Annotated in this window: 23 protein-coding genes; 15 read left to right on the top strand and 8 right to left on the bottom strand. The window is 52.4% G+C overall.

Annotated elements, in window-relative coordinates; all coding sequences use genetic code 11:
- Nucleotides 1–78 precede the first annotated feature (78 nt).
- Complete coding sequence (locus F7R27_RS16460; RefSeq protein WP_151705358.1) at nt 79–834, top strand: DeoR/GlpR family DNA-binding transcription regulator; 756 nt, start codon at nt 79–81, stop codon at nt 832–834.
- A 250-nt stretch (nt 835–1,084) separates the two neighbouring features.
- Nucleotides 1,085–2,605 (top strand): acetaldehyde dehydrogenase ExaC, encoded by a 1,521-nt coding sequence (gene exaC / locus F7R27_RS16455; protein WP_151705357.1) that lies wholly within the window; start codon nt 1,085–1,087, stop codon nt 2,603–2,605.
- Nucleotides 2,606–2,667: 62 nt separating this feature from the next.
- Here exaC and F7R27_RS16450 read toward each other — a convergent pair whose 3' ends face one another.
- Complete coding sequence (locus F7R27_RS16450; protein WP_151705356.1) at nt 2,668–4,947, bottom strand: YgiQ family radical SAM protein; 2,280 nt, start codon at nt 4,945–4,947, stop codon at nt 2,668–2,670.
- Nucleotides 4,948–5,163: 216 nt separating this feature from the next.
- Here F7R27_RS16450 and F7R27_RS16445 point away from each other — a divergent pair, with 216 nt between their 5' ends.
- From F7R27_RS16445 to F7R27_RS16435, 3 genes are all read left to right on the top strand, one after another.
- Nucleotides 5,164–8,121, top strand: a complete 2,958-nt coding sequence (locus tag F7R27_RS16445) for an HD domain-containing phosphohydrolase (RefSeq protein ID WP_151705355.1) — start codon at nt 5,164–5,166, stop codon at nt 8,119–8,121.
- A gap of 326 nt (nt 8,122–8,447) precedes the next feature.
- Nucleotides 8,448–8,942: a porin family protein gene (locus F7R27_RS16440; protein WP_151705354.1), complete on the top strand. Its 495-nt coding sequence runs from the start codon at nt 8,448–8,450 to the stop codon at nt 8,940–8,942.
- Between the two features lie 27 nt (nt 8,943–8,969).
- Nucleotides 8,970–10,301, top strand: coding sequence for a metal-dependent hydrolase family protein (locus tag F7R27_RS16435; protein WP_151705353.1), 1,332 nt, complete (start codon nt 8,970–8,972; stop codon nt 10,299–10,301).
- 123 nt (nt 10,302–10,424) lie between these two features.
- On the opposite strand, the gene F7R27_RS16430 is transcribed toward F7R27_RS16435, so the two are convergent.
- From F7R27_RS16430 to F7R27_RS16405, 6 genes are all read right to left on the bottom strand, one after another.
- Nucleotides 10,425–11,534, bottom strand: coding sequence for an ABC transporter ATP-binding protein (locus F7R27_RS16430; protein WP_151705352.1), 1,110 nt, complete (start codon nt 11,532–11,534; stop codon nt 10,425–10,427).
- Nucleotides 11,535–11,546: 12 nt separating this feature from the next.
- The gene (locus tag F7R27_RS16425) at nt 11,547–12,425 is read right to left on the bottom strand and encodes a carbohydrate ABC transporter permease (RefSeq protein ID WP_151705351.1); all 879 of its coding nucleotides are present in this window, start codon (nt 12,423–12,425) and stop codon (nt 11,547–11,549) included.
- Complete coding sequence (locus F7R27_RS16420; protein ID WP_151705350.1) at nt 12,418–13,353, bottom strand: carbohydrate ABC transporter permease; 936 nt, start codon at nt 13,351–13,353, stop codon at nt 12,418–12,420. The genes F7R27_RS16425 and F7R27_RS16420 overlap by 8 nt, the downstream gene beginning before the upstream one ends.
- 73 nt (nt 13,354–13,426) lie before the next feature.
- Nucleotides 13,427–14,692: an ABC transporter substrate-binding protein gene (locus F7R27_RS16415; RefSeq protein WP_151705349.1), complete on the bottom strand. Its 1,266-nt coding sequence runs from the start codon at nt 14,690–14,692 to the stop codon at nt 13,427–13,429.
- Between the two features lie 281 nt (nt 14,693–14,973).
- Entirely contained in the window at nt 14,974–16,437 is a 1,464-nt protein-coding gene (locus F7R27_RS16410; protein ID WP_151705348.1) for an ATP-binding protein, read from the bottom strand.
- Nucleotides 16,438–17,163 (bottom strand): response regulator, encoded by a 726-nt coding sequence (locus F7R27_RS16405; RefSeq protein ID WP_151705347.1) that lies wholly within the window; start codon nt 17,161–17,163, stop codon nt 16,438–16,440.
- Nucleotides 17,164–17,527: 364 nt separating this feature from the next.
- Between F7R27_RS16405 and rnk the strand changes: the two genes are divergently transcribed.
- Genes rnk through sppA form a run of 3 tightly spaced genes read left to right on the top strand, consistent with a single transcriptional unit; the run spans nt 17,528 to nt 19,721 of the window.
- Complete coding sequence (rnk, locus tag F7R27_RS16400; protein WP_151705346.1) at nt 17,528–17,917, top strand: nucleoside diphosphate kinase regulator; 390 nt, start codon at nt 17,528–17,530, stop codon at nt 17,915–17,917.
- A 52-nt stretch (nt 17,918–17,969) separates the two neighbouring features.
- Nucleotides 17,970–18,641: an HAD family hydrolase gene (locus F7R27_RS16395; RefSeq protein ID WP_151705345.1), complete on the top strand. Its 672-nt coding sequence runs from the start codon at nt 17,970–17,972 to the stop codon at nt 18,639–18,641.
- An 18-nt stretch (nt 18,642–18,659) separates the two neighbouring features.
- On the top strand, nt 18,660–19,721 hold the full coding sequence (gene sppA / locus F7R27_RS16390; RefSeq protein ID WP_240776411.1) for a signal peptide peptidase SppA: 1,062 nt from the start codon (nt 18,660–18,662) through the stop codon (nt 19,719–19,721).
- 14 nt (nt 19,722–19,735) lie between these two features.
- On the opposite strand, the gene F7R27_RS16385 is transcribed toward sppA, so the two are convergent.
- Nucleotides 19,736–20,320, bottom strand: coding sequence for a Maf family protein (locus F7R27_RS16385; protein WP_151705344.1), 585 nt, complete (start codon nt 20,318–20,320; stop codon nt 19,736–19,738).
- A gap of 118 nt (nt 20,321–20,438) precedes the next feature.
- Between F7R27_RS16385 and F7R27_RS16380 the strand changes: the two genes are divergently transcribed.
- The 7 genes from F7R27_RS16380 to fabF all read left to right on the top strand — a co-directional run bounded on the left by F7R27_RS16380 (nt 20,439) and on the right by fabF (nt 25,797).
- Complete coding sequence (locus tag F7R27_RS16380; RefSeq protein WP_151705343.1) at nt 20,439–20,963, top strand: YceD family protein; 525 nt, start codon at nt 20,439–20,441, stop codon at nt 20,961–20,963.
- Between the two features lie 18 nt (nt 20,964–20,981).
- A complete protein-coding gene (gene rpmF, locus F7R27_RS16375; protein ID WP_151705342.1) occupies nt 20,982–21,164 on the top strand; it encodes a 50S ribosomal protein L32 in 183 nt (60 codons plus the stop codon).
- A 2-nt stretch (nt 21,165–21,166) separates the two neighbouring features.
- Nucleotides 21,167–22,201, top strand: a complete 1,035-nt coding sequence (gene plsX, locus F7R27_RS16370; RefSeq protein WP_151705341.1) for a phosphate acyltransferase PlsX — start codon at nt 21,167–21,169, stop codon at nt 22,199–22,201.
- Between the two features lie 153 nt (nt 22,202–22,354).
- The gene (gene fabD / locus F7R27_RS16365) at nt 22,355–23,287 is read left to right on the top strand and encodes an ACP S-malonyltransferase (RefSeq protein WP_151705340.1); all 933 of its coding nucleotides are present in this window, start codon (nt 22,355–22,357) and stop codon (nt 23,285–23,287) included.
- Nucleotides 23,288–23,324: 37 nt separating this feature from the next.
- Nucleotides 23,325–24,068, top strand: coding sequence for a 3-oxoacyl-ACP reductase FabG (gene fabG, locus F7R27_RS16360; protein WP_151705339.1), 744 nt, complete (start codon nt 23,325–23,327; stop codon nt 24,066–24,068).
- A 168-nt stretch (nt 24,069–24,236) separates the two neighbouring features.
- Complete coding sequence (gene acpP, locus F7R27_RS16355; RefSeq protein WP_010323864.1) at nt 24,237–24,470, top strand: acyl carrier protein; 234 nt, start codon at nt 24,237–24,239, stop codon at nt 24,468–24,470.
- Between the two features lie 88 nt (nt 24,471–24,558).
- Complete coding sequence (fabF, locus tag F7R27_RS16350; protein ID WP_151705338.1) at nt 24,559–25,797, top strand: beta-ketoacyl-ACP synthase II; 1,239 nt, start codon at nt 24,559–24,561, stop codon at nt 25,795–25,797.

Below are 25,797 nucleotides of genomic sequence, written 5' to 3'. Positions count from 1 at the left end.
TACAGTGACATTAACCTTTCGAATCAGTCCCTGAGGCTTTCGCTTTAAGCCATTTTATTTTCGTTTTAAGGAGGGCGCATGACAGCAAGTGAGCGTCGACAGCAGATAGTCGTTCTGATCAATCAATCCGGCAGGCAGAATCTGGAGCAACTGTCTGAACGGTTCAATGTCTCTGTCCAGACCATCCGCTCCGATATCCGCGTGCTGGCAGATAGAGGTTTATTGATGCGCCGCCATGGCGTGGCTGCGCCATTTCCTGGTCGGGAAAATGTGGAGTTTGACCAACGCCAGATACTTAATCGCACGGGTAAGCGAATCATAGCTCAGCACTGTCTGGAACTGATCAGTGATTATCAGAGCCTGTTTCTCGGTACTGGAACCACGGTTGAGCATCTGGCTGCTCTGATCAGCATACGTAAGGGAGTTCGGATCATGACCAATAACCTGCATGCGGTTTCACATCTGTGCCACCACCCTGACTGTGAGCTGATCATCGCTGGTGGCGTAGTGCGCAAGCGCGATCAGGATGTGGTCGGGGGTGATGCGCTCAGGTTTTTCTCCCGCTTTCGGGCGGATATCGGGATTGTCTCAGTCGGCGGTATGAGTCGCGATGGCAGATTGTACGACTACAACACCGACGAAGTGATGGCACGAGAAGCGTTGCTGGAGCAATCACGCCAGAAAGTGCTGCTATTGGATAGTTCAAAATTTGATACTGAAGCCAGTTGCAGCGCGGGTCATCTGACTGAGTTCGATGTGGTGGTGATGGATCAGCCGCCGGGTGCGCTCCTGCGCAGTGAGCTGTCGGCAGCCGGTGTCAGGTTGATCTGTTGAGCAGCCAGTTGTTCATCTGGTTGTTCATCTTGTCGTTGATATGGACTATGAGGGGGTCTGAAGCACTACTACCAAGGTACTGTTTTTCTGCTGCCAATGCGCAATGTCGGATCTGATGTCTGCCCGCCTATCATGTAGTTATGAAAATTGAGTCATGAAAATTGAGTCATGAAAATTGAGCCATGAAGAAACACTTCTCCATGCCTGCACGATAGAAAACTGCACGATATAAAAAAAAGAGGCAAACATCATGATATACGCACAACCAGGACATCAGGGCTCCAAGGCTACCGTTAATGAGCGCTATGGCAACTTTATTGGCGGTGAGTGGGTTGCGCCGGTAAAAGGACAGTATTTCAAGAATATCTCGCCTGTGAATGGCGAAGCCTTCTGCGAGATTCCACGCTCTACCGCTGAAGATATCGAACTGGCACTGGATGCTGCACACAAGGCCAAGGCGGCCTGGGGCACCACCTCCGTGACCGCACGCTCCAATATTCTGCTCAAGATTGCTGACCGCCTGGAAGCTAATCTGGAGATGATGGCCGTGGCTGAAACCTGGGACAACGGCAAGGCCGTTCGTGAAACCCTGAATGCCGACGTACCACTGGCGGTTGATCACTTCCGCTACTTTGCCGGTACCATCCGTGCACAGGAAGGTGGCATCAGCGAGATCGATCACAACACGGTTGCCTATCACTTCCACGAACCGCTTGGCGTCGTTGGGCAGATCATCCCCTGGAACTTCCCGCTGCTGATGGCCTGCTGGAAATTGGCTCCTGCACTGGCGACCGGTAACTGCATCGTGCTCAAGCCAGCCGAACAGACACCTTGGTCAATCCTTAAGTTTGTTGAGCTGATTGCAGATCTGCTGCCACCCGGCGTACTCAACGTAGTAAACGGCTATGGTGCCGAAGCGGGTCAGGCACTGGCGACCAGCAAGCGTATCGCCAAGATCGCGTTTACCGGCTCTACCCCTGTTGGCGCACATATTCTGAAATGTGCGGCTGAAAACATTATCCCATCTACTGTCGAGTTGGGTGGCAAGTCACCAAACATCTATTTTGAAGATGTGGTGAGCTTTGAAGACAACTACCTGAGCAAATGTGTTGAGGGTACAGTACTGGCGTTCTTCAACCAGGGTGAGGTCTGCACCTGCCCGTCACGCCTGCTGATTCAGGAAACCATCTATGATCAGTTCATCAGCATGGTGATCGACCGTACCCGCCAGATCAAGCGTGGTAACCCGCTGGATACCGAAGTAATGGTTGGGGCACAGGCGTCGCAGGAGCAGTATGACAAGATTCTCAGCTATCTGGATATCGGCCGCGATGAAGGCGCTGAAGTGCTGATCGGTGGTGGTCGTGAAGCGCTGGAAGGTGGCCTGAGCACTGGCTATTACATCCAGCCGACACTGCTGAAAGGCAACAACAGCATGCGTGTGTTCCAGGAGGAAATCTTTGGGCCAGTGGTATCTGTAACCACCTTCAAGGACGAAGCTGAAGCGCTGGCGATTGCCAACGATTCTGAGTTCGGCCTGGGTGCCGGTGTCTGGACACGCGATATGAACCGCGCTTATCGCATGGGTCGTGGTATCGAAGCGGGTCGCGTCTGGACCAACTGCTACCACCATTATCCTGCTCATGCTGCTTTCGGTGGTTACAAGAAGTCTGGTGTTGGCCGTGAAAACCACAAGATGATGTTGAACCACTATCAGCAGACCAAGAACATGCTGGTCAGCTATGATACCAATCCGATGGGCTTCTTCTGATCGATCGGCTTGTCTTGAAAGCAGGTTAAATTAAAAACTTAACCTGCTGATTTAAAAGCCCATCAGGTTTGCGTCTGACGGGCTTTTCCTGCTTTTGGAGGACGGTTACCGGCAGGGGGCCGCTTATTGGAAGGATTAGACCCTGCAGCCGCCTTGCCTTTCCCCGCGGGAGCCTTATGTGTCCGTGGTGGCAGGCCTGTGTGTTGGGTCAGTACTCGACCCTTGGCAGTTCTGGCTGCTCCCGGGGTATTCTTTCGGCGCGCACTGGTATACTGACTGTCGCTGTCTTCGGACGGAATCAACTGATGGGGTGCATCGCCGATCAGATCCGCACGTCCCATATTGGCCAGTGCTTCACGCAGCAGTGGCCAGTTGTCTGGATCATGCCAGCGCAGGAACGCCTTATGCAGGCGGCGCTGCTTCTCACCCTTTACGCTCTCAACCTTCTCAGAGCTTTTCTTATAACTCAATTTGCGCAGCGGGTTGCGGCCGGTATGGTACATCGCCGTGGCTGTTGCCATCGGGGAGGGGTAGAAGGCCTGAACCTGATCCGCCTTGAAGCCGTTTGTCTTCAGCCAGAGTGCAAGGTTCATCATATCTTCATCGGTGGTACCCGGGTGGGCGGCGATGAAGTAGGGGATCAGGTACTGATCCTTGCCGGCCTCTTTGGAGAAGCGCTCAAACATCTTCTTGAAGGTATCGTAGGCACCGATGCCGGGCTTCATCATCTTATCCAGCGGGCCGCGTTCAGTGTGTTCCGGCGCAATCTTCAGATAACCACCGACATGGTGCGTGACCAGCTCGCGTACGTACTCGGGGTCCTGAACCGCCAGATCATAACGCAGGCCGGACGCGATCAGGATCTTCTTGACCCCTTTCAGGCGGCGCGCATCACGATAGAGCTGCGTCAGGGCTGAGTGATCGGTGTTCAGGTTGTGACAGATGCCGGGGTAAACGCAGGAGGGTTTTCGACACGCGGCCTCGATCTCAGGCGTTTTGCAGGCGATGCGATACATGTTCGCAGTCGGCCCGCCAAGATCAGAAATAACACCGGTAAAACCGGGTACTTTGTCGCGAATCTCTTCAATCTCGCGCAGAATCGATCCCTCTGAACGGTTCTGAATGATTCTGCCTTCATGCTCGGTGATGGAGCAGAAGGTGCAGCCGCCAAAGCAGCCGCGCATGATATTGACCGAGAAGCGGATCATCTTGTAAGCCGGAATCTCCTCCTTGCCATACGCAGGATGAGGAACGCGCGCATAGGTGAGGTCAAAAACGTAATCCATCTCTTCGGTGGTCAGGGGTATCGGCGGCGGATTAAGCCAGACCTCCTGATCCCCATGCAGCTGTACCAGTGCCCGTGCATTTCCGGGATTGGTCTCCAGATGCAGCACACGGCTGGCGTGCGCATACAGCACAGGATCCTGACTGACCTTCTCGAAAGAGGGGATACGGATCACTGTTGTGGCACGATCCAGCTTCGGCTTAGGCAGAATATGCAGCACCTGCTCCTCGTCTGGATCAAACGCGAGTGTGTTGTTGACAGTGTCGTTCTCCAGTGAGCATTCCGGCAGGTCACGTGTGTTGACGTAGGGATTGATGATCTTGTCGATCTTGCCGGGGCGGTCGATGCGCGTGGAATCGATCTCCATCCAGCCTTCAGGCGTGTCTTTGCGCACAAACGCCGTGCCGCGCACATCACGGATATCTGCTACCGCCTCACCAGCTGCCAAGCGGTGCGCCACTTCGACAATGGCGCGCTCGGCGTTGCCATAGAGCAGCAGGTCGGCACGCGAGTCCAGCAGTATGGAGCGACGCACCTTGTCCTGCCAGTAGTCGTAATGAGCAATACGCCGTAGCGAGGCTTCGATGCCACCCAGAATCAGGGGGACATCCTTCCAGGCCTCGCGGCAGCGCTGGCTGTAAACAATACTCGCGCGATCAGGGCGCTTGCCAGCGATATTGCCTGGTGTGTAGGCGTCATCGGAGCGGATCTTTCTGTCAGCCGTGTAACGGTTGATCATCGAGTCCATATTGCCGGCCGCAATACCGAAAAACAGATTGGGCTTGCCCAGCGCCTTGAACGCTTCGGCACTGTGCCAGTCTGGCTGCGCGATGATACCGACACGAAAACCCTGAGCCTCCAGCAGACGCCCGATGATCGCCATACCGAAGGAGGGGTGATCGACATAGGCATCCCCCGTTACGATGATAATGTCGCAACTGTCCCATCCCAGCTTGTCCATCTCCTTGCGGCTCATCGGTAGAAAGGGGGCAGGTTTGCTGCGGGTAGCGGACCTGAACTGGGCGCGGGTATGGATGGGTGTTACGGCTTGCGTCATGGCGGAGGTACTATCTGAGGGATTGATCAAACTTGCAATTATACGCGTATTGCCTATAAAGATCTTTGATTACTTGAGTCATTTACAGGGATAAGAAGTGGCGTTTTTTATTTTCCAACAAGGTGCAATTCACATACCGGTGCTAATCTACCTTGCACAGGAAGATCATATCAGCCATGAAATCAGTAACCTGACATCTTGTCGAGGAGTGTACAGATGACAGAGAACATGCGTAAAAATGGTCGTTTTCCGCTTCATGTTCATATCAGCGTTCTGTTCAGTCTGCTGCTGCTTATGACTGGTGCTCTGGTCGGTTTATTCAATTTCAATCAGACCACAAGGATTATTCTGACCAACAGCCATCATCTGATTGAGCGTATCGAGCAGGAAGTGCAACAGGACCTGACACTGACCTATCAGCCGATTCGTCAGATGCTTAGTCTGGTGTCATTGAATGAAACACTGATAGCGCCTGATCTGGCTGGTAGGCTCTGGCTGTTGCCGCTTTTTTCCCAGGCGCTCCATGATAATCCACGTTTGTCATCAATCTATGTAGGGTACGAGACAGGTGATTTTTTCATGCTTCGACCTTTACGAACGGAAGCATTGAAAAGCTTTTTTGGCGCGCCGGATGATGCCGCCTATCAGGTCTGGTCAATTGAGCGCTCTTCGGGTGATGCACAGGGAGTATATCTTTTTCTGGATCAGAGTCTGAACCTGATCAGCCGAGTGGATAAGGATGAGGAGTTGTATGATCCGCGTGAGCGTGGGTGGTTTATCAGTGCGCAGGATGAGGATTCACAGATCACCACTACACCCTATCTTTTCTTCTCCACACAAGAGATAGGAACAACTGTCGCCAGGCGGGCCAGCCTTGGCCCGATTGTAGGGGCTGATCTGACCCTGCAGAATCTGTCTGATGCTCTGGCAAATCATCTGATAACTCCATCAACTGAAGTACTACTCTACGATCCGGACGGGCTTGCAGTGGCTTATCCAGATACTGAGCGACTTCTTGTGAACGATGACGGTCTGCAGCGTGTACCCGCTGGTGCGCTGAGTCCTGCGTTAAATGAGATGATGTCGCAGTCTGCAAGGCTGGATAAGCAAGGTATGCTGGTTCTCGGGGACGAACGCTGGCTGGTGGCTCAAAGCCATCTGGAAGAGGGTGGTCCTGGTGGTTTGTATCTGGCCATGCTGGTACCTGAGCAGGAGATGCTGGTGGGCGCATATCGAATTCGTTGGCAAGGTGCTTTGATCACCATAGGAATTCTTGCGCTCTGTCTGCCGGTCGGTTGGATGCTCTCTGGCATGATCGTCAGGCCGCTCAGAGCTCTGGTTGGTGAGGCTGAAGCGATCAGGCGTTTTGATTTTGATACACCGATACGTGGGCGCTCTTTTGTGCTGGAGGTAGATCAACTTTCCTTGGCGATGGCGAGCATGAAGGACACCATCGCCAGTTTTCTGCAGATCTCGGCCAGCCTTTCGGCTGAAACGCGTTTTGATTCTCTGCTTAAGCGCGTATTGAAAGAAACCATTTTCATCAGTGAAGCAGACAGTGGTGTGCTCTATCTGCTCGATACCGAAAAAGGTCGCCTGGAACCACGCAGCGTGTTTCAGCGAGGTATCGGCCAGAAGGAGAAAGAGCATGATGAGCCGATACAGCCACCTGCCTTTGATCAGGACAGCCCTGATCTGCCTATCTGGCTGCGTGATCTGGCTTACCACTCGTCCGCTGTGACGCTGACTATTCCACAGGATGAGGCTCAGCTGTTTACGCAACTGTTCCATAACGAGTCAGATGCAGAGTTGATGGCTATCGCATTGCATAACCGCCAGGGAGAAACGGTCGGTGTGTTGTTGTTACTGCACACTCAGGATGTCTCTGCAAAGGGTAGCCAGTCGACTAGTATGGCGCGCAAAGCCTTTATCGAGGCTGTTTCAGGAGTGGCAGCGATCTGTATTGAGAGTCAACGCTTGCTGGAACGACAAAAACAACTGATGGATGCTTTCATTCAATTGATGGCTGGCGCGATTGATGCCAAAAGCCCCTACACCGGAGGGCATTGCCAGCGGGTGCCTGAGTTGACACTGATGCTGGCCAAGGCCGCTGCAGACAGCGATGAACCTGGCTTTCTGGATTACCAGCCGACACCTGATGAGTGGGAGGCGCTGCATATCGGAGCATGGCTGCATGATTGTGGCAAGGTCACAACGCCTGAATATGTCGTCGATAAGGCCACCAAGCTGGAAACCATCCATGACCGCATTCATGAGATTCGCATGCGCTTTGAAGTGCTCAAGCGCGATGCCTGGATTAACTACTGGCAGCAATGCGCAGAGGGCGCAGATGAGGAGCAACAGGCCGCGCTGAGAGATGAGCTGCTCACTACACTGGATGAGGAGTTTGGGTTTGTAGCTCAGTGTAATCTCGGTGGTGAAGCGATGGAAAAAGCGCATGTTGAGCGGCTGCATAAAATAGCGCAACGAACATGGTTGCGCACGCTGGATAACCGTATCGGTATCGCCTGGGAGGAGCAAAAGCGGATGGAACGTACGCCCGCTCCTGATTTGCCGGTGCTGGAACCTCTGCTCAGCGACAGGGCGGAGCATCTGATCGAACGACCGGCCAGCGATAATGTGGTGCATAACGCAGGGCATGAATTCAAACTGGATGTTCCACAGTGGAAGTTCAATCGTGGTGAGGTCTACAACCTCAGTATCGGGCGCGGAACTCTGACCAATGAAGAGCGTTATATCATCAACCACCATATCGTGCAGACGATTCTGATGCTCAGCAGTCTGCCTTTTCCTGCTCACCTCAAATCAGTGCCGGAAATAGCCGGGGGCCATCACGAGAAGATGGACGGTACGGGTTACCCTAAAAGGCTGAGTCGAGATGAGATGAGTCTGCCCGCAAGAATGATGGCGATTGCCGATATATTCGAAGCGCTGACGGCGGTGGATCGCCCCTACAAGAAGGGAAAACTCCTGTCTGAGTCACTGAATATCATGGCTGGCATGTGCCGTGGTGCCCATATCGACCCTGAGCTGTTCAGTCTGTTTGTGCGTAAAGGGATATACAAAGCCTATGCCAGCCGATTCATGAAACCTGAACAGATCGATTTGGTGGATGAGGTCGTAATACTGGAAAAGGCAGGAGTCATTCCTTGATGGCTACAGCTGATGTAACATTCAGCGCTGTCTAGTAAAAAAAAGCGAGCCATGGAAATGATTAGCGAAATGGAGTGAATCTGATGATAAAACGTATTGCGGCATCTTTGGGTATTGTCACACTGAGTTTGAGTAGCACAGTTACGAGTGCGGATGAAGCATGGCGTGTTCAGGTTACGCCCTATATCTGGGCATCCAGTATGGCTGGGGATATTCGACCTCTGCCTGGCGGGCCTTCTATAAGTACTCGCCAATCTTTCAGCGAAATACTGAAAAATCTTGATGCGGCACTTTTTATGAGTGCTACTGCCAGGCGTGATCGTCTGGTGTTGTTGGGTGACCTGACCTATGCATCATTGAGTGATTCAGAAAATCTTTCCGGCATACCTGTAAAAGGTAGTGTTCGCCAGTCATCTTTCACTGCCGCTGCAGGCTATCAGGTGGTAAATGAACCTGATCTGAGTATTGATGCTTTGTTTGGTGCCAGATTCTGGCAGGTGCGAGCATCTGTCAATACACCAGCACCTTTGCCGATTCAATCAGCCAGTAAAACTGAGAGTTGGACAGACCCCATTCTGGCAGCCCGTATGAATGCTCGCATCAGCCCTGAGTGGTCATTTATTTTGTATGGAGATATTGGTGGATTTGGTGTCGGGTCTGAAAAAACCTGGCAGTGGGTGGGGACGATGAACTATCAACTTCGGGACGATCTATATCTATCGGGTGGATACCGCCAAATGAAAGTTGACTTCGATGATGGCAGAACCCGTGTAGATGTTGAAATGAGTGGACCGATTATAGGCATGACACTGCGATTCTGAGATGCACAGGGTAGGGAGAAAATAAAAATGAAAATGATTAAGGCACTGCTTACGCTAGGCTGTTTACTGTTGGTGTCATCTGCCATGGCGGCGGATAATAGATTAACGCTGTTCGAAAATGTGCGGATATTTGATGGCAGTGGTACATCGATTACCGATCCGCGGCATGTTTTGGTTCGTGACAATCTGATCGATACAATTTCATCTGAGCCGATTCAGATCGACCCTGCTGATACTGTAATGCGCATCGACGGTGCTGGCAGAACCCTGATGCCAGGATTGATCGATACGCATACACATCTTGCAATGGGCACTATCTCACAGGTGCGGCTGATGACTGGAGATAACAATTACGCGACTCTGTTATCCGGGCAGGCGGCTGGAGAAATGCTGATGCGTGGATTCACATCCGTGCGTGATGCTGGTGGTCCGGTATTCGGGTTAAAAGCCGCGATTGATGAAGGCCGAATTCCAGGGCCACGAATCTGGCCTTCAGGTGCTTTGATATCACAGACATCCGGGCATGGTGACTTTCGAATGCTGGGTGAGTTGCCAAGATCTGATGGCGAGATGCACATGTCTGAACGTTTCGGTTATGCCGCGATAGTAGATGGCGAGCCTTTGATGTTGCGACGTGTGCGTGAGCAACTGATGCGTGGCGCAACACAGGTCAAGTTGATGGGCGGGGGTGGGGTTACTTCCTTGTATGACCCGCTGGATGTCAATCAGTTTACTGAGAGAGAAATACGCGCCGCCGTTGAGGCTGCCGAAGACTGGGGAACCTATGTCATGATACATGCATATACGCCTCAGTCTGTGCAACGTGCCTTGCGGGCAGGTGTCAAGTCGATTGAACATGGGCAATTGGCAGATGAAGAGACCATCAAAATGATGGCAGAACATGATGCCTGGTTGAGTATACAGCCATTCTTGGGAGATCCAGATCCACGATTACCAGAAGGCTCGCCGCGTCGCCTGAAGCAGCTTCAAGTGGCAGAAGGTACTGATCGTGCTATTAGACTGGCAAAAGAGCATGGTGTACGTATTGCCTGGAGCCTGGATATATTATTTAACCCCGCAAAGGCTGAGGCCCAAGGGCGTGAGTTGGTGCGAATGACGCGCTGGTTTGAACCTGAAGAGGTACTGCAAATGGCAACCAGTACTAATGCGGAGTTGTTGGCATTATCCGGTCTTAGAAACCCTTATCCAGGAAAGTTGGGGGTGGTCGAAGAGGGTGCGCTCGCTGACCTGTTGCTTGTTGATGGTGACCCTGTAGAAAACCTTGATCTAATAGCAGAGCCACATAAGAGCTTTCTGATCATCATGAAGGATGGCCGGATATTTAAAAATATTCTGTAAATGGCTCAGAATGTCTAGCATGATTGCTCTCTGACATGCTGTTTTTGATGGGGTTTCTGTCATTTAATTATTACTGATGCTACCTGTGACAAGCCTTATCACAGGTAGCATTAAGAGCCTGAATCAGATCCGCTCCCCACTGTCCACATCAAAAAACACCGCCTTGCCCATATTCAGCATGAGTGTCATCACTTGCCCGGGTTGGCGTGCCTCATAGGGATCAACACGACAGTTCACCTCCTGGCCGTTCATCCTGACCAGCACCAGTGTATCGGCGCCGGTTGGCTCGATAACCTCCACCGTGGCATCCACTCTGGCGATTCCGGGGTTGTCATCATAATGGGGAATGACATGGGTGATCTGCTCAGGGCGGATGCCCAGAATCACGGTCTGCCCAACCATCTGTCTGACACGCTGCTCCTGATCCGGGGTCGGCAGGTAGTGGGTGATGCCATCTATGGCCAGTTCGATACAGGCTCTATCCTGTTTCTGCACAACCAGCACTTCAATGAAGTTCATTGAGGGTGAGCCCATAAAGCCGGCAACAAAGCGGTTAGCCGGGTTATCGTACACCTCCTGTGGTGATCCGAACTGCTGAATATGCCCATCCTTCATCACCGCAATGCGGTCCGCCAGGGTCATCGCTTCGATCTGATCATGGGTCACATATACAATGGTGGTGCCCAGGCGCTGATGCAGTTTCTTGATCTCGGTACGCATCTCGACCCTGAGCTTGGCATCCAGGTTGGACAGGGGCTCATCAAACAGGTAGATCTTCGGCTGGCGCGCCAGAGCACGACCCATCGCCACACGCTGGCGCTGGCCACCGGAGAGTTGGCCGGGCTTTCTATCCAGCAGATGTTCGATCTGCAGCAGTTTGGCGACTCTGTCTACCTCATTGGCGATCACATCCTTGGGCAGTTTGCGGATCTCAAGGCCAAAGGAGATATTCTTGCGCACATTCATGTTCGGGTAGAGCGCATAGGACTGAAACACCATCGCGATATCGCGGTTTTTCGGCAGTACACTGGTAATATCCTGATTGGCGATGCTGATGGAGCCGGATGTAACGTCTTCAAGGCCCGCGATGCAGTTCATCAGGGTTGATTTACCGCAGCCGGATGGTCCGACGAGGATGATGAACTCTCCATCGCGGATATCCATATTGATCCCTTTCAGAATGTGGGTCTGATCGAAGGATTTCTCTACATTTTCAATATTCAAACTGGCCATCTTATTTTTCTCCTAGCCTTTGACGCTGCCGGCTGTCAGCCCGCGCACGAAATATTTACCAGCGATCACATACACCAGCAGAGTGGGCAGGGCGGCGATGATTGCGCCAGCCATATCCACGTTGTAACGACGCTCCCCGGTGGAGCTGTTCACCAGATTGTTCAACCCGACCGTGATCGGTTGTGATGAAGGATCAGAAAAGGTCACGCCAAACAGGAAGTCGTTCCATACCTGAGTAAACTGCCAGATCACACAAACCGTCAGGATCGGGGTCGACAGCGGTAGCATGATGCGGAAAAAGATACGCCAGAACCCGGCACCATCCAGTTGCGCGGCTTTGACCAGCTCACCTGGAATGGTCACGTAGTAGTTGCGGAAAAACAGCGTCGTAAAGGCGACACCATAGATGACATGGGTGAATACCAGGCCAACGATAGAGCCGCTGATGCCCATCTTACCGAGCACGGTGGCGTGGGGCAGCAGTATCGCCTGAAAGGGGATGAAGCAGCCGAACAGCAGCAAGCCGAAGAACAGATTGCTGCCCTTGAAGCGCCAGAAGCTCAGCACATAGCCATTGATCGCGCCGATCATGGTCGAGATCGCCACCGCTGGCAGTGTCATCAGCAGTGAGTTGATGAAGTAGGGGCGCAGACCCTTCTCGGAGCGCGCACCGATCTGTGCCTGATCCCAGGCGATACGCCAGGCATCCAGACTCAGCTGTGTCGGCCAGTCGATCAATTGCCCCATGCGGATCTCATCCATCGAACGGAAGGAGGTCACGATCATCAATGCCAGTGGCAGCAGGTAGTAGAGCGCCATGATCCCGAGCAGGGCATAGAGAATGGCGCGTCCGCTGATATCGCTGTAGCGACGTTGGTTATGCTCAGTCATGTTTTTTCACCCTCAGCTCGGAGTACAGATAAGGCACCAGGATCGCAATCACCGTCAGCAGCATGATCATCGCAGACGCCGCCCCGATACCCATCTGATTGCGGGTGAAGGAGAGCTGATACATGAAGATCGCAGGTAGGTCCGAACTGATACCGGGGCCACCACCAGTCAGTGCCAGCGCCAGATCGAAAGATTTGATCGCAATGTGCGCCAGCATGATGAAAGCGCTGAAGAAAACCGGGCGCAGGCTCGGGATGATGATGCGGGTATAGATGGTGAAACGTGAGGCGCCATCGATCTGCGCCGCTTTTATGATGCTGTCATCAACACCGCGAAGGCCGGCCAGAAAAAGTGCCATGACAAAACCGGATGACTGCCAGACCGCGGCAATAACGACGGTGTAGATCGAGAAATCGGGATTGACCAGCCAGTCAAACTGGAAGCTTTCCCAGCCGAGGCTTTGTACGAACTGCTCCAGACCCACCTGAGGATTGAGCATCCATTTCCAGACGGTACCGGTTACGATGAAGGAGAGCGCCATCGGGTAGAGGTAGATGGTACGCAGGGCGCCTTCGGCACGGATTTTCTGATCCAGAAGTATCGCCAGCAGCAAACCGAGCACCAGACAGATAACGATGAATAGAAAGGCATAGATGCCGAGATTGCCCAGTGCGACCAGCCAGCGCTCATTGTTGAACAGGCGAACGTAGTTGTCCCAGCCGACCAGGCCATAGCTTGGCAGCATGCGGGAGTTGGTGAAGGAGAGCAGGCCGGTCCAGAAAATAAAGCCGTAGAAAAATACCACTACGATCACCAGCGTGGGCGACAGCACCAGTTTGGGTATCCATTGGGCTATGCGATCTGCCGGTGAGCGTGCAGGCGCAGGAGTACGAACGGCCTGCGACGAAGAAGTCAGTGTTTGAGACATGTGGTGTACCTGTAAGCAGCTTTGGCTGAATCTGCACCGGCACTGCGCGGCAGGCCGGTGCAGGATAAGGCCCTTACTGGGCTGCGCGTATGGCTGAAGCCAGCTGGCGCACTGCGTCCTGGGAGCTCATGCTACTGTTGAAGAAGGTTGTCGTGACATCATAAATGGCACCCTGAACCGCCGAAGAGGTGGACATGCCATGTGCCATTGAAGGTACCAGGCCCTGACCATTTTCAGAGGTGCGCTGGAAGGTTTCCATGGATGCCTTGGCACAACTGTCAAACGGAGTCATATCCTGATCCAGACGGACTGGTATGGAGCCCTTGTTCAGGTTGAATGTCTCCTGGAACTCGGGTGAGAGAACCAGTCGTGCCATGGTCTGCTGCGCGCGCACATTATCGGCATCGCGCTGCATGAACATCGCCAGAGAGTCGATATTGAATGCAAAGGCATCTTCAGTACCTGGGAAGGGCAGGCAGAGATAGTCAGTGCCGGGTTCCATACCAGCGGCTGTGAATTCACCCTTGGCCCAGTCGCCCATAAACTGCATGCCAGCCTCGCCACGAATCACCATGGAGGTAGCGATGTTCCAGTCACGTCCAGGGAAGCCGGGGTCAAGATATTCACGCGCCTTGCGGAACTGATCAAAGACTGTTTCCATCTGTGGGCTGAGCAGGGTGTCCTGATCATGCTCAACAAATGCCTTGCGGAAGAAATCGGGGCCACCGGAGCTCAGTGCAATGGATTCGAATACCGTTGCATCCTGCCATGACTGGCCACCATGTGCGATTGGGATAATACCGGCTGCCTTGAGCTTGTCTGCAGTTTCCCAGAGCTCATCCAGCGTGGTCGGCACTGATGCTCCAGCTTTTTCCAGCGCTGCCGGATTGACCCACATCCAGTTCACGCGATGCACATTAACCGGAACAGCGACATAGTAGCCATAGTGTTTCATGATGTCGGCGACAACGGGAGGTAGCACGTCATCCCAGCCTTCCTGCTTTGAGACTTCCTCAAGATTGGCCAGGAATCCAAGATCTGCCCATTCCTGAATCTCAAGCCCTTTGATCTGTGCAGAGGAGGGAGGATTTCCGGAAACTGCGCGAGCACGCAGAACAGTCATGGTGTTTTCACCACCGCCACCAGCCACCGCGAAATCTTTCCAGGTATGCCCCTCTTTTTCCACCATTTCGCGCAATACGCTGACGGCGGCGGCTTCACCACCTGAAGTCCACCAGTGCAGTACTTCAACCTCACCGGCAGTGGCTGTAGCAGAAAGGGTAGAAACAGAGAGAGCGGATGCGATCGCAGCTGCCATGAAACGCTTTTTCAGATACATGAGAGTTTGTCCTCAACTTATTGTTTTTATCTGGCGGACTCAGCCTGAATAAACCAGTACTGATGTTGTTGCCAGACCAAATTTAATCTCTGTATCAGTCAATTACACGTAAGGAAGAGTTACCAATTGTTACTGCGCAGATCTTGAAAAAAGCAGGCTTCAATGAGTAATTTTGTAATATTTTTATATGTAATTCATGTATTTAATCGGTTCTTATAAAGTGAATTAAATGTAAAAATCTTGTTACATTTATCATGAAAGTAACCTGGAGTCATCGTCTGTTACTCTCTGGGCACTGTGATCTGCACCTCAAGTCCCATCTCGGGCTGATTACGCAGTTTGATCTCACCACCATGGGTGTGCACGATATTGCGGGCGATGGTCATACCCAGTCCGCTGCCACCGGTGTGTCGGTTACGCGATCCTTCAAGTCGAACGAAGGGATCGAAGATATGCTCAAGCTCTGACTCTGGCACTCCGGGGCCGTTATCGGTGATGATGATCGTAATGCTGTCGGGCTCATCCAACACCTTGATCCAGGCTTCGGAACCATAGAACACGGCGTTATGTACCAGATTGGACAGGCAGCGTTTGAATGCCATCGGCTTGCCGGAAAAAAACACCGGGTAAGGCATCTCGATATGCACCTGTCGCTGCAGCACGGCCACCTCTTCCTGGATCGCTTCCAGCATCGGCTTGAGCTTGATGCGCCCCGTCGGCTCATTCAGATCACTACCGCGAGCCAGTTCCAGTGCTCCCTGAACCAGCTGTTCCAGCTCGGCAAGGTCCTGATTGATCTTGTCGCGGGTTGGCTCATCATCAAGCAACTCGGCGCGCAATCTGAGACGTGTGATGGGGGTCTTGAGATCATGTGATATTGCTGAAAACAACAGGTCGCGCTCACTGATGAATGTCAGTATGCGACGCTGCATCAGATTAAAGGCGCGTGCAGTCTCTCTTACTTCATAGGTGCCCTGTTCGGGTACGGGTACCTGATGAATATCTCGTCCGAGCGACATGGCGGCTTTGGAGAGTCGGCGTAAGGGCTTGGTCAACCAGCGCACAATAAACCAGCTGCTGAGGATCAACACCAGTGACAGTATCAGGGTGAACGCCAACTGGTCGCCGGTGAATGCTGGTATTCCTTCAACTACATAAGGATCCGGCAGCATCAAGCTGGCGAGATAGAGCCAGTCGCCACTTTCCATCTGCATTTGAGCGACCAGAACGGGGGCGGGTGGATTGAGCACAAGGTTGTTTTGCACCCAGCGAGAGGGGAGTTCGGAGAATAGTACACCGGAATTAAAAACTCTGAGCTTATCAGGGTAAGCGAAATCGACACGCAGTTGTCCCATCCGCTGACCAACCCGCTCGCGAAATGCCAGTTGGTACTCCTTTATCAGTTCCTGCTTCAGGGGGTTGTCTGGGATCGCTTCAAAATCGACATACTCCTGATTGACGCTCAGAAAATAACGGCTGCCACCCAGATTACGTTGCTGATCTATGATGATGTGCTGATAAGCTTTGGGTAGCCCCTCAAAGTAAGTCACTGTCTGCGCCATCGAGATCGCCAGATCCTGAACGCTGGCGGTGGCATCAGCTTCCTTATCACTCTGGATGGCGTGTATCCAGATGGTGGTGGCGATAAAAAATGAGCCGCCGACAGCCAGCATCATTACCAGCAGCAAGCGGCTATATAAAGAAGAAAAAGCTCTCGGTAATAGAGTCAGCGCGCGCTTGAGCACCTACAGATACTCTATGTTCGTGCTCAACAGATAGCCCTGCCCGCGCACGGTCTTGATCAGCTGTGGTGTTTTGCCGTCATCATCAAGCTTGTGCCTGAGTCGACTGATCTGGACATCGATGCAGCGATCATAGGGGCTCAGCTCACGTCCTTTCAGTCGCTGAAAAAGTGATTCACGACTGATGATCTCGCCAGGGTGGGCGATGAATATCTGCAGCAGGTCGTAATCGGCCCCGTTCAGCGGCAGCTTGTCACCACGTTCGTGGATCAACTGACGGTGCAGCATGTCCAGTGTCCAGACACCGAAACGGATCATCTGGCGGTTCGGTTCCGGGTCGGTGTTGCGCTCCTCAATCCGACGTAACACCGCCTTGATTCTGGCCAGCAGCTCTCTGGGATTGAAAGGCTTGTTCATGTAATCATCGGCGCCCAGCTCCAGGCCGATAATCCTGTCTGTTTCATCAGAGCCGGCTGTCAGCATGATGATGGGAATGGCAGAGCTGGCCCGGACTTTCTTGCACAGCGTAAATCCATCTTCACCCGGCATCATCAGATCCAGGACGATCAGATCGAAATTGCTTTTTTCAAGTTGCGACAGCATCTGCTGTCCATTGTGGGCAGTGGATACCTGGAGCTGGTTGCGAGACAGGTAGGTGTCCAGCAGTTCCGTGATCTCGTGGTCATCATCCACCACAAGGATATGCGCAGGGGAGTTTGTAGGGTTCATAATTTCTTATTGTTGGTTGATCATGAACACTATATTGGATGGTAGTGGTATGAACAATGCCTGTTTTCCCGCACTACAGCTGAAACAGGGCGATAAAAGAGTATCCTCATTCTTTCTCGGGACTTGCGCGATGATGTTAAAGAGGCAACAATAGCTGCATGAAAGCAATTTTTACAACCTGTTACTCGATCGCCTCCGGATATCCGGCTGCTCTGAAAATTCCCGTTAAAGGGCACAGCAGCTAAGCTGTGCCCATGCCCTCTGACTGACGGCTATGCGCTGGAGGTCATCGTGTTTTCAGTTTTTAATTAATTTATTATCGAACAACGCCCGATGTCATGGCGTTTTTTTGTTGGAGTAATACATGTCTGATATGCCTGCAATTATGATTTCCGAGCTGGATATTGACCGGCTTGAAGGCTTGCTGGACAAGAAACCCTACCGTGATGATCCTGCTTTTAATACACTCAAGGCTGAGTTGGCGCGTGCGACTGTCGTCAAGCCCGAGCAAGTGCCTGATGATGTTGTGCGCATGAACTCTGTCGTGACCTTTGAGGTTGAAGAGAGTGGGCAGCAGTTTCAGATGAAGCTCTGTTTTCCCCATGAGATGAAGGATGCGCAACAGGCTATTTCGGTTTTTGCACCGATTGGTGGGGCGTTGATTGGTCTGTCTGTCGGGCAGAAAATAGACTGGACTTTGCCGGATACCAAACACCGTCATGTCAAGATTATTCGCGTGGAAAATCCGGCCTGAGGGGTGATCTGTCTATCGATAGAACAGCATCTGTCACAAGAGGATTCTGACTGTGTATACGTTACTGATATTTGACTGGGATGGCACCATCATTAACTCGGAAGAGCGGATCATCTCCTGCATGCGTTCTGCCAGTCAGGATCTGGACCTGCCTCTGCCGCATGCTGAGGCAGTTCGTAATATCATAGGTCTCGGCTTGCCTGAGGCTATCAGAGCGCTGATCCCCGGGATTGCCGATGAGATGATTCCGAGGGTGCGTGAGCGCTATGCGTTTCATTATATAGAAGGTGATCAAACGCCTACGCCACTTTTCCCGGGAGTGGAGGAGACTCTGCTGCGCCTTCAGGATCGTGGTTTCAGGATGGCAGTGGCAACGGGTAAGAACCGTCCGGGCCTGAATCGCGTATTTGAGCAGACAGGGCTCGGCAAATACTTTGAGCTGTCGCGTTGTGCTGATGAAACGACATCGAAGCCGGACCCTCACATGCTGCATGAGATACTTGAGGAAGCACAGGTGTCTGCGCGACAGGCTCTGATGGTCGGTGATACTGAGTATGATCTGGAAATGGGGCAGCGAGCTGGCGTGGCTACAGCTGCTGTGAGCTATGGTGCCCATCCAATACATCGCTTGCGTCCCTGGCGCCCTGTGGTCGAATTGAATCATTTCAAGGAACTGGAGCTCTGGCTGACCAGTCATACTCTGATGACAGATACAGTGGATTAGTCTTTTAAGGAGATAGATGTGTCACAGAACCACTGGGATGACCCGGAAAAGCGCGCGGCTTATGAGTCTACGTCAGCCCATGACGCGAGGGTTGATGGGGAGCAGCCACATGCGGCATTGCCGCATGCCACATCACCTAAAAGCAGCAAGGAGTGGAAGCTGATCGAGAAAATGGTCAGTACTCTGCATGTCGAGCATCGTCGGGCACGGCGCTGGGGGATTTTCTTCAAACTCCTGACGTTCACCTACCTGTTTGCCTTGCTGGGCATCTATCTTGCCGGGCGTTATCTCAGCCCTGATGTGGTTGAGCGTGGCAATCATGTTGCCGTGATAGAGGTTTCCGGAGTTATTGCCGATAGTGCCGACGCCAATGCCGATGTCGTGATCACTTCACTGCGCAATGCCTTCTCGGCCAAGAACAGTGAAGCGGTGATACTGCGCATCAACAGCCCAGGTGGCAGCCCGGTGCAGGCGGGTTATATCAATGACGAAATCAAGCGTCTGCGAGCCTTGCATCCGGAGAAAAAGACTTATGCTGTCATAACTGATATTGGTGCATCTGGCGCTTACTATGTTGCGGTGGCTGCGGATGAGATATATGCGGATAAGGCCAGTCTTGTCGGGTCCATTGGCGTAACGGCATCGAGCTTCGGGTTTGTCGAGCTTCTGGATAAAGTGGGTGTAGAGCGCCGTACCATGACGGCAGGAGAGAACAAGGCGTTTCTCGATCCATTCCAGCCCTTGAAAGAGGAGGATAAAGCCTTCTGGCAGACCGTCCTGGATACCACGCACAGGCAGTTTGTGCAGCAGGTGATTGAGGGGCGTGGTGACCGGTTGAAAGATGATCCATCCCTGTTCACCGGCCTGGTCTGGTCTGGTGAGCAGGCTCTTGAGCTGGGGTTGATTGATGGACTGGGCAGCACCAGCTCAGTGGCGCGCGATATCATTCAGAACAGCAAGCTGGTGAACTATACCTTCAAGCCATCACCATTGGATCGACTGGCAGATCGTCTGAGTATGTCGATCGCCAGTCAGTTGGCTTCGCAGTTATCGGCGCGTTTGATTCCTGAGCTGCAGTAGTTCACCAGAGCTGGTTATTTCAGTACCTCAACACCCTCTGCCTCCAGCATCCGTACCAAACGGATCAAGGGCAGGCCGATCAGGGTGTTGGGGTCCTCGCCGCTGAGTTTCTCAAACAGTACGATTCCCAGGCCTTCCGATTTGAAACTCCCGGCGCAATTGAATGGCTGCTCTCGCTTGAGATACTGCTCAATCATGCTGCGATTCAGTGTTCGAAAGTGCACCTCGTAGGGAACGACTTCGGTTTGGCACTGCTCTGTAGCGGTGTTATACAGTGCAAGGCTGGTCAGAAATGTCAGATGGCGTCCTGAAAATGATTCAAGCTGCGTAACCGCACGATCAAATGTTCCAGGCTTTCCGATAATTTCGCCATCCAGCACAGCAACCTGATCTGAGCCTATGATCAGTGCATCAGGAAACCAGCCGGCTACTGCCATCGCTTTCTCACGTGCCAGTCTTTCTACCAATGCTTCGGGTGATTCGCCCGGTTTCGGTGTTTCATCGATATCCGGTGTTTTGCATCGATAGGGCAAACCGAGTTTATCCAGAATCTCTCGACGAAATGGCGAACTTGAAGCGAGTACCAGTGTATTTTCCATGATTTTTTCAACTTTTATCCATTTAGAGACATAATTATAATGTTAACCCTATTTTTATTGCTTTAAACCCCCGAATCCCTTTGACAGCGGGTTCCTGACTCCCTAGAATTGCGCGCTTATGTCGAACGGTCCATTACCAAAAAAAGTTGATCCGCGAAAACTCGCAGAGCGGAACGCCGAAATCAGTGGCAGCGCCAAGGTGGCTGACTTCACTCGTTTCGCATCATTCCTGTGCAGTGACAGCGGAAGTATCGATGTGGCACTGGCTTTTTCCATCGATCAGCAACATTTACGTACAGTCACCGGTACAGCCACCGGGCAGGTCTTTATGACATGCCAGCGCTGTCTGGAGCCTGTGGCTGTCGACGTTAAGGCCGAAGCCAATCTGGCTGTGGTGCTCAATGAGGAGCAGGCCAAGAATTTGCCGGGTTATTATGACCCGCTGCTTGTTGAAGATGAAGATGTTGAATTTCTGTCACTGATTGAGGATGAGCTGATTCTGAGCTTGCCGTCTGTTCCATACCATGATGACTGCACAATTCAGACCTCATTCGGTGATACTGAAACAATTCAGAATCAACAGGATAAACCCAACCCCTTCAGTGTTTTGGCCCGACTTAAAGATACGGCCGACAAGAGTTGAACCAGGAGATACCTTACCATGGCAGTACAGCAGAACAAAAAATCCCGTTCAAGACGTGATATGCGTCGTTCACATGACGCGCTGACAGGCCCGGCTCTGGCTGTTGATGCTACTACTGGTGAGACACACCGTCGTCACCACGTTAGCGCTGACGGTTTTTACCGTGGTCGTCAGGTCATCAGCAAGCAAGATGACGAGTAAGCTTGGCTGAAAGTTTTTGCATAGCTGTTGATGCAATGGGCGGGGACTTCGGTCCCCGCGTAACCATTCCCGCCGTTATAAGTGCCGCAAGGCGCTATCCTGATCTGCGTTTCCGGCTTGTCGGTGACGAACAGAGAATCCGTGATGTACTGTCCCGCTGTGGAGTTTTTCGTGATGATCAGATAATGATCCATCATGCTGAAACTGTTGTGGCCATGGATGAACGCCCCTCCTATTCGATCCGACATCGCAAGAATTCATCGATGTACATCGCTTTGCAGCTGGTGCACTCGGGTGATGCTGATGCCTGTATCAGTGCCGGCAATACCGGTGCGCTGATGGCGCTTGGGCGTATTATTCTCAGAACCCTGCCTGGCATAGATCGTCCAGCCATCATTTCTGCCGTGCCGACCGATACAGGGCACTGCTACCTGCTTGATCTTGGTGCGAATGTCGATTGCAGTGCCGAGCACCTGTTGCAGTTTGCCATTATGGGGTCGGTGATGGTTCAGGCTGTTGAGAGCAAGCCGGAGCCTTCTGTTGCGCTGCTGAATATCGGCAAGGAGGAGATCAAGGGGAATGAGCAGGTCAAGCTGGCATCACGGCTGATTGCAGAGCAGGGTGGCCTGAATTACATAGGCTACATAGAGGGTGACGAGGTGTTCAGTGGGCGTGCTGATGTGATCGTCTGCGATGGCTTCACCGGCAATGTTGCGCTCAAGAGCAATGAGGGTCTGGCGCGCCTGCTTGCCAGCAAGCTGCACCAAAGCTTTACGCGAAACCTCTATCGCAAGTTGCTGGGTTTTCTGGCGCGCCCGATACTGCAGGAGCTGCAGCAGCAGATTGATCCGGGGCGTCGAAATGGTGCCAGCCTGCTGGGACTGCAGGGGATAGTGATCAAAAGCCATGGCGGTGCTGTGCAGCAGCATTTTGAATCTGCCATAGATCAGGCGTTGACGGAGATCAAAATGAATGTTCCGGCCCGTATCAGTGAGCAGCTTGAGAGCCATTTTGAGGCTGGCAATACACAGCGTTGATTCGTACCCCCTCCTGGTTTTTCCCCGATATTCACCATAAGTCTTATTCAGGCGTTCTAATCAGTTCTCAATGTTGTAAACTAGGCGGCGAGCAGACTCGGTTCGATTTTTCACTATCCGGGTATCCGTTTTTCAGGACTACATGAGGACGCTATGTCGCAATCGCTGGCTTTTGTTTTTCCGGGGCAGGGATCACAGCAGGTAGGAATGCTGTCTGAGCTATCCAGTTCATACGGCATTATCAGAGAAACATTTCAGGAAGCATCAGATGCGCTGGGCTACGACCTGTGGGAGATGGTCCAGAAGGGCCCTGAAGATGCCCTGAACAGCACTGAGAATACCCAGCCTGCCTTGCTGGCTGCCAGTGTTGCCCTGTGGCGCTTATGGCATCAGGAGGGTGGTCAGGCTCCCGCTACTCTGGCCGGGCATAGTCTTGGGGAATACTCTGCACTTGTCTGTGCCGATGCGATCAGCTTTGCCGATGGCATTCGCCTGGTCAATTTGCGTGGCCAGTTCATGCAACAGGCGGTTCCGCAGGGTACCGGTGCCATGGCAGCGATACTCGGCCTTGATGATGCCGCTGTTGAGGCTGCTTGTGCGGCAGTTGCGGGTGATGATGTGGTGGCTCCTGTCAATTATAACTGTCCGGGTCAGATTGTGATTGCTGGTGAACGAGCTGCAGTTGATCGTGCGATGGCTGCCTGTAAGGAGGCTGGCGCCAAGCGCGCACTTCCATTGTCGGTCAGCGTTCCATCCCACTGCCGCCTGATGAAACCTGCGGCTGAAAAAATGGCAGAGATTATTGCTGGAATTGACATGCGCTTGCCATCCATCAGCGTTATCCAGAATGTCAATGCAGCGCGGCCGGCAACCACCGAAGAGCTGGCCCAAAATCTCTTGTCACAGCTTTATAGCCCTGTGCTCTGGACACGCAGTATCGAATATATGGTTGCAGAAGGTGTCACCCAAGTGATTGAATGTGGACCTGGTAAGGTGTTATCGGGTTTGAACAAGAAGATTGATAAAACCCTGGATGTTGCTTCCATCGGTGACGCAGCAGGTTTTGAAAAAGCGTTGAACCTATAATATTGAACCTATAATCCAGACAGATTCAGGAAAGATTATGAGTATTGAAGGCAAAATTGCACTGGTCACAGGTGCTACCCGGGGGATCGGCAAGGCGATTGCCGAAGAGCTTGCACGCCAGGGGGCAGTAGTAATTGGAACGGCCACCAGTGAAAAGGGCGCGCAGGCGATTTCCGAGTATCTGGCGGCCGGAAATTACAGCGGCTGTGGACTGGTACTGGATGTTGCCGCCGATAACTCGGTTGATCAGGTACTAAAAACCATTCAGAATGAATATGGTCCGGTAGCGATTCTGGTCAATAATGCCGGCATCACCCGTGATAATATCATGATGCGCATGAAGGATGATGAGTGGACTTCGGTGTTGAATACCAATCTGACATCCGGTTTTCGCCTCGCAAAAGGTTGTCTTCGTGGCATGACCAAGGCGCGCTGGGGTAGAATAATCAGTATCAGTTCGGTGGTGGCCTCCATGGGTAACGCCGGGCAGGCTAATTATGCGGCTGCCAAATCCGGCATGGAAGGATTCTCTCGGGCGCTGGCTCGTGAGGTGGCGTCACGTAATATTACAGTAAACTGTGTTGCTCCGGGTTTTATCGATACCGATATGACCTCCGGGCTGGCAGAAGAGCATAAGGCTACCCTGCAGGGGCAGATTCCGATGAATCGCCTGGGGCAGCCGGAAGAGATAGCAGCGGTTGTTGGATTTCTTGCCAGCAACGGTGGAAGCTATGTGACAGGGGAAACAATCCATGTCAATGGTGGCATGTACATGTCATGAATCAGTATAATAGCGAACAAATATTTGTTTTTTTCGCTGATATGTTGATAATTGGCGTCAGCAATTCATAAAGAAAGCCGCCACCCTTGTTAAGGCGTAACCGGTTCTAATAAAATTGCGTCTCGCAACTCGGGATGTCATAGTGTCTATAAGTATATAGGAAGAGATATGAGCAATATTGAAGAGCGCGTAAAGAAAATCATCGCTGAGCAGCTGGGCGTTAAAGAAGAAGAAGTCGTCAACAGCGCCTCTTTCGTTGAGGATCTGGGAGCGGACTCTCTCGATACCGTTGAGTTGGTAATGGCGCTGGAAGAGGAATTCGAAACTGAAATTCCTGATGAAGAAGCTGAAAAAATCACCACGGTTCAGCTGGCGATCGATTACATCAACGCTCATCAGTAATATACCAGTCACGTTTTGCCGAAAAGCCGCACCTATACCTGTATAGTGCGGCTTTTCTATTCATGGCTTGAGGTTCTGGAGGAATGGCATGTCACGCAAAAGAGTGGTGGTGACTGGACTGGGTCTGCTGACACCTGTCGGCAACACTGTAGAGGATGCGTGGGCGAGTATACTCGCTGGTAAAAGCGGTGTTGCAGCAATCGATCATTTCGATGCCACACAGTTTTCCACTCGTTTTTGTGCATCAGTCAAAGCGTTCGATATTGAACGTTATATGAGCGTTAAAGAAGCGCGTAAGATCGATCTTTTCATTCAGTACGGCATGGCAGCCGCCATTCAGGCTATCGAAGATGCCGGCCTTGAAGTCACAGAAGAGAACGCTGCACGCATCGGTTGTGCAATAGGGTCGGGTATTGGCGGGCTACCCATGATTGAGAAGACGCATGATATGCTGAATCAGTCTGGCCCTCGCAAAGTATCCCCCTTCTTTGTTCCCGGCAGTATCATCAATATGATTGCGGGCAATCTGGCCATTCGTTATGGCTTCCAGGGGCCTAATATCGCTATTACCACGGCCTGTACGACAGGGACTCATAATATCGGTCAGGCGATGCGCATGATTCAGTATGGTGATGCCGATATCATGATCGCCGGTGGCGCTGAAATGGCAACGACACCACTCGGTGTTGCCGGTTTTGCAGCCGCCAGAGCACTCTCCACACGAAATGATGATCCGGTTGCGGCAAGCCGTCCCTGGGATCGTGATCGTGATGGATTCGTGCTTGGTGACGGAGCAGGTATTCTTGTGCTGGAGTCTTACGAGTCCGCAAAAGCACGTGGTGCTGATATTTATTGCGAACTCACCGGCTTTGGCATGAGTGATGATGCGTTTCATATGACTGCACCTCCGGAAGATGGCTCCGGCGCAGCCAGATCGATGCTCAATGCACTTAAGGATTCCGGATTGAATCCGGAGCAGATTCACTATATCAATGCCCACGGTACCTCAACACCAGCGGGTGATATCGCTGAATCCAATGCGGTGAAGCTAGTGCTGGGCCAGTACGCAGCCCAGACAAGAATCAGCTCCACCAAATCGATGATTGGACACCTGCTGGGTGCTGCAGGAGCTGTAGAAGCGGCTTTCTGTGTACTGGCGCTGCGTGACCAGGTGGCACCTCCGACGATCAATCTTGATAATCCGTCCGAGGGCTGCGATCTCAACTACGTGCCACATACTGCACAGAGTTGTCGTATTGATGCGACCATGTCGAACTCTTTCGGCTTTGGTGGTACCAATGGTACGCTGGTATTCAGTAAAATCTGA

Origin of the sequence: Nitrincola alkalilacustris (assembly GCF_008973755.1) — a bacterium.
GTDB lineage: Bacteria > Pseudomonadota > Gammaproteobacteria > Pseudomonadales > Balneatricaceae > Nitrincola > Nitrincola alkalilacustris.
The sequence above is the reverse complement of the archived record's forward strand: the minus strand, read 5'-3'. Positions and strand labels throughout refer to the sequence as shown.

Excerpts from the sequence above, each read along its gene's own strand:
- F7R27_RS16460 (WP_151705358.1), top strand. The coding sequence starts at position 79 with ATGACAGCAAGTGAGCGTCGACAGCAGATAGTCGTTCTGATCAATCAA.
- exaC (WP_151705357.1), top strand. The coding sequence starts at position 1,085 with ATGATATACGCACAACCAGGACATCAGGGCTCCAAGGCTACCGTTAAT.
- F7R27_RS16450 (WP_151705356.1), bottom strand. The coding sequence starts at position 4,947 with ATGACGCAAGCCGTAACACCCATCCATACCCGCGCCCAGTTCAGGTCC.
- F7R27_RS16445 (WP_151705355.1), top strand. The coding sequence starts at position 5,164 with ATGACAGAGAACATGCGTAAAAATGGTCGTTTTCCGCTTCATGTTCAT.
- F7R27_RS16435 (WP_151705353.1), top strand. The coding sequence starts at position 8,970 with ATGAAAATGATTAAGGCACTGCTTACGCTAGGCTGTTTACTGTTGGTG.
- F7R27_RS16430 (WP_151705352.1), bottom strand. The coding sequence starts at position 11,534 with ATGGCCAGTTTGAATATTGAAAATGTAGAGAAATCCTTCGATCAGACC.
- F7R27_RS16425 (WP_151705351.1), bottom strand. The coding sequence starts at position 12,425 with ATGACTGAGCATAACCAACGTCGCTACAGCGATATCAGCGGACGCGCC.
- F7R27_RS16420 (WP_151705350.1), bottom strand. The coding sequence starts at position 13,353 with ATGTCTCAAACACTGACTTCTTCGTCGCAGGCCGTTCGTACTCCTGCG.
- F7R27_RS16415 (WP_151705349.1), bottom strand. The coding sequence starts at position 14,692 with ATGTATCTGAAAAAGCGTTTCATGGCAGCTGCGATCGCATCCGCTCTC.
- F7R27_RS16405 (WP_151705347.1), bottom strand. The coding sequence starts at position 17,163 with ATGAACCCTACAAACTCCCCTGCGCATATCCTTGTGGTGGATGATGAC.
- rnk (WP_151705346.1), top strand. The coding sequence starts at position 17,528 with ATGTCTGATATGCCTGCAATTATGATTTCCGAGCTGGATATTGACCGG.
- F7R27_RS16385 (WP_151705344.1), bottom strand. The coding sequence starts at position 20,320 with ATGGAAAATACACTGGTACTCGCTTCAAGTTCGCCATTTCGTCGAGAG.
- F7R27_RS16380 (WP_151705343.1), top strand. The coding sequence starts at position 20,439 with ATGTCGAACGGTCCATTACCAAAAAAAGTTGATCCGCGAAAACTCGCA.
- rpmF (WP_151705342.1), top strand. The coding sequence starts at position 20,982 with ATGGCAGTACAGCAGAACAAAAAATCCCGTTCAAGACGTGATATGCGT.
- fabD (WP_151705340.1), top strand. The coding sequence starts at position 22,355 with ATGTCGCAATCGCTGGCTTTTGTTTTTCCGGGGCAGGGATCACAGCAG.
- fabG (WP_151705339.1), top strand. The coding sequence starts at position 23,325 with ATGAGTATTGAAGGCAAAATTGCACTGGTCACAGGTGCTACCCGGGGG.
- acpP (WP_010323864.1), top strand. The coding sequence starts at position 24,237 with ATGAGCAATATTGAAGAGCGCGTAAAGAAAATCATCGCTGAGCAGCTG.
- fabF (WP_151705338.1), top strand. The coding sequence starts at position 24,559 with ATGTCACGCAAAAGAGTGGTGGTGACTGGACTGGGTCTGCTGACACCT.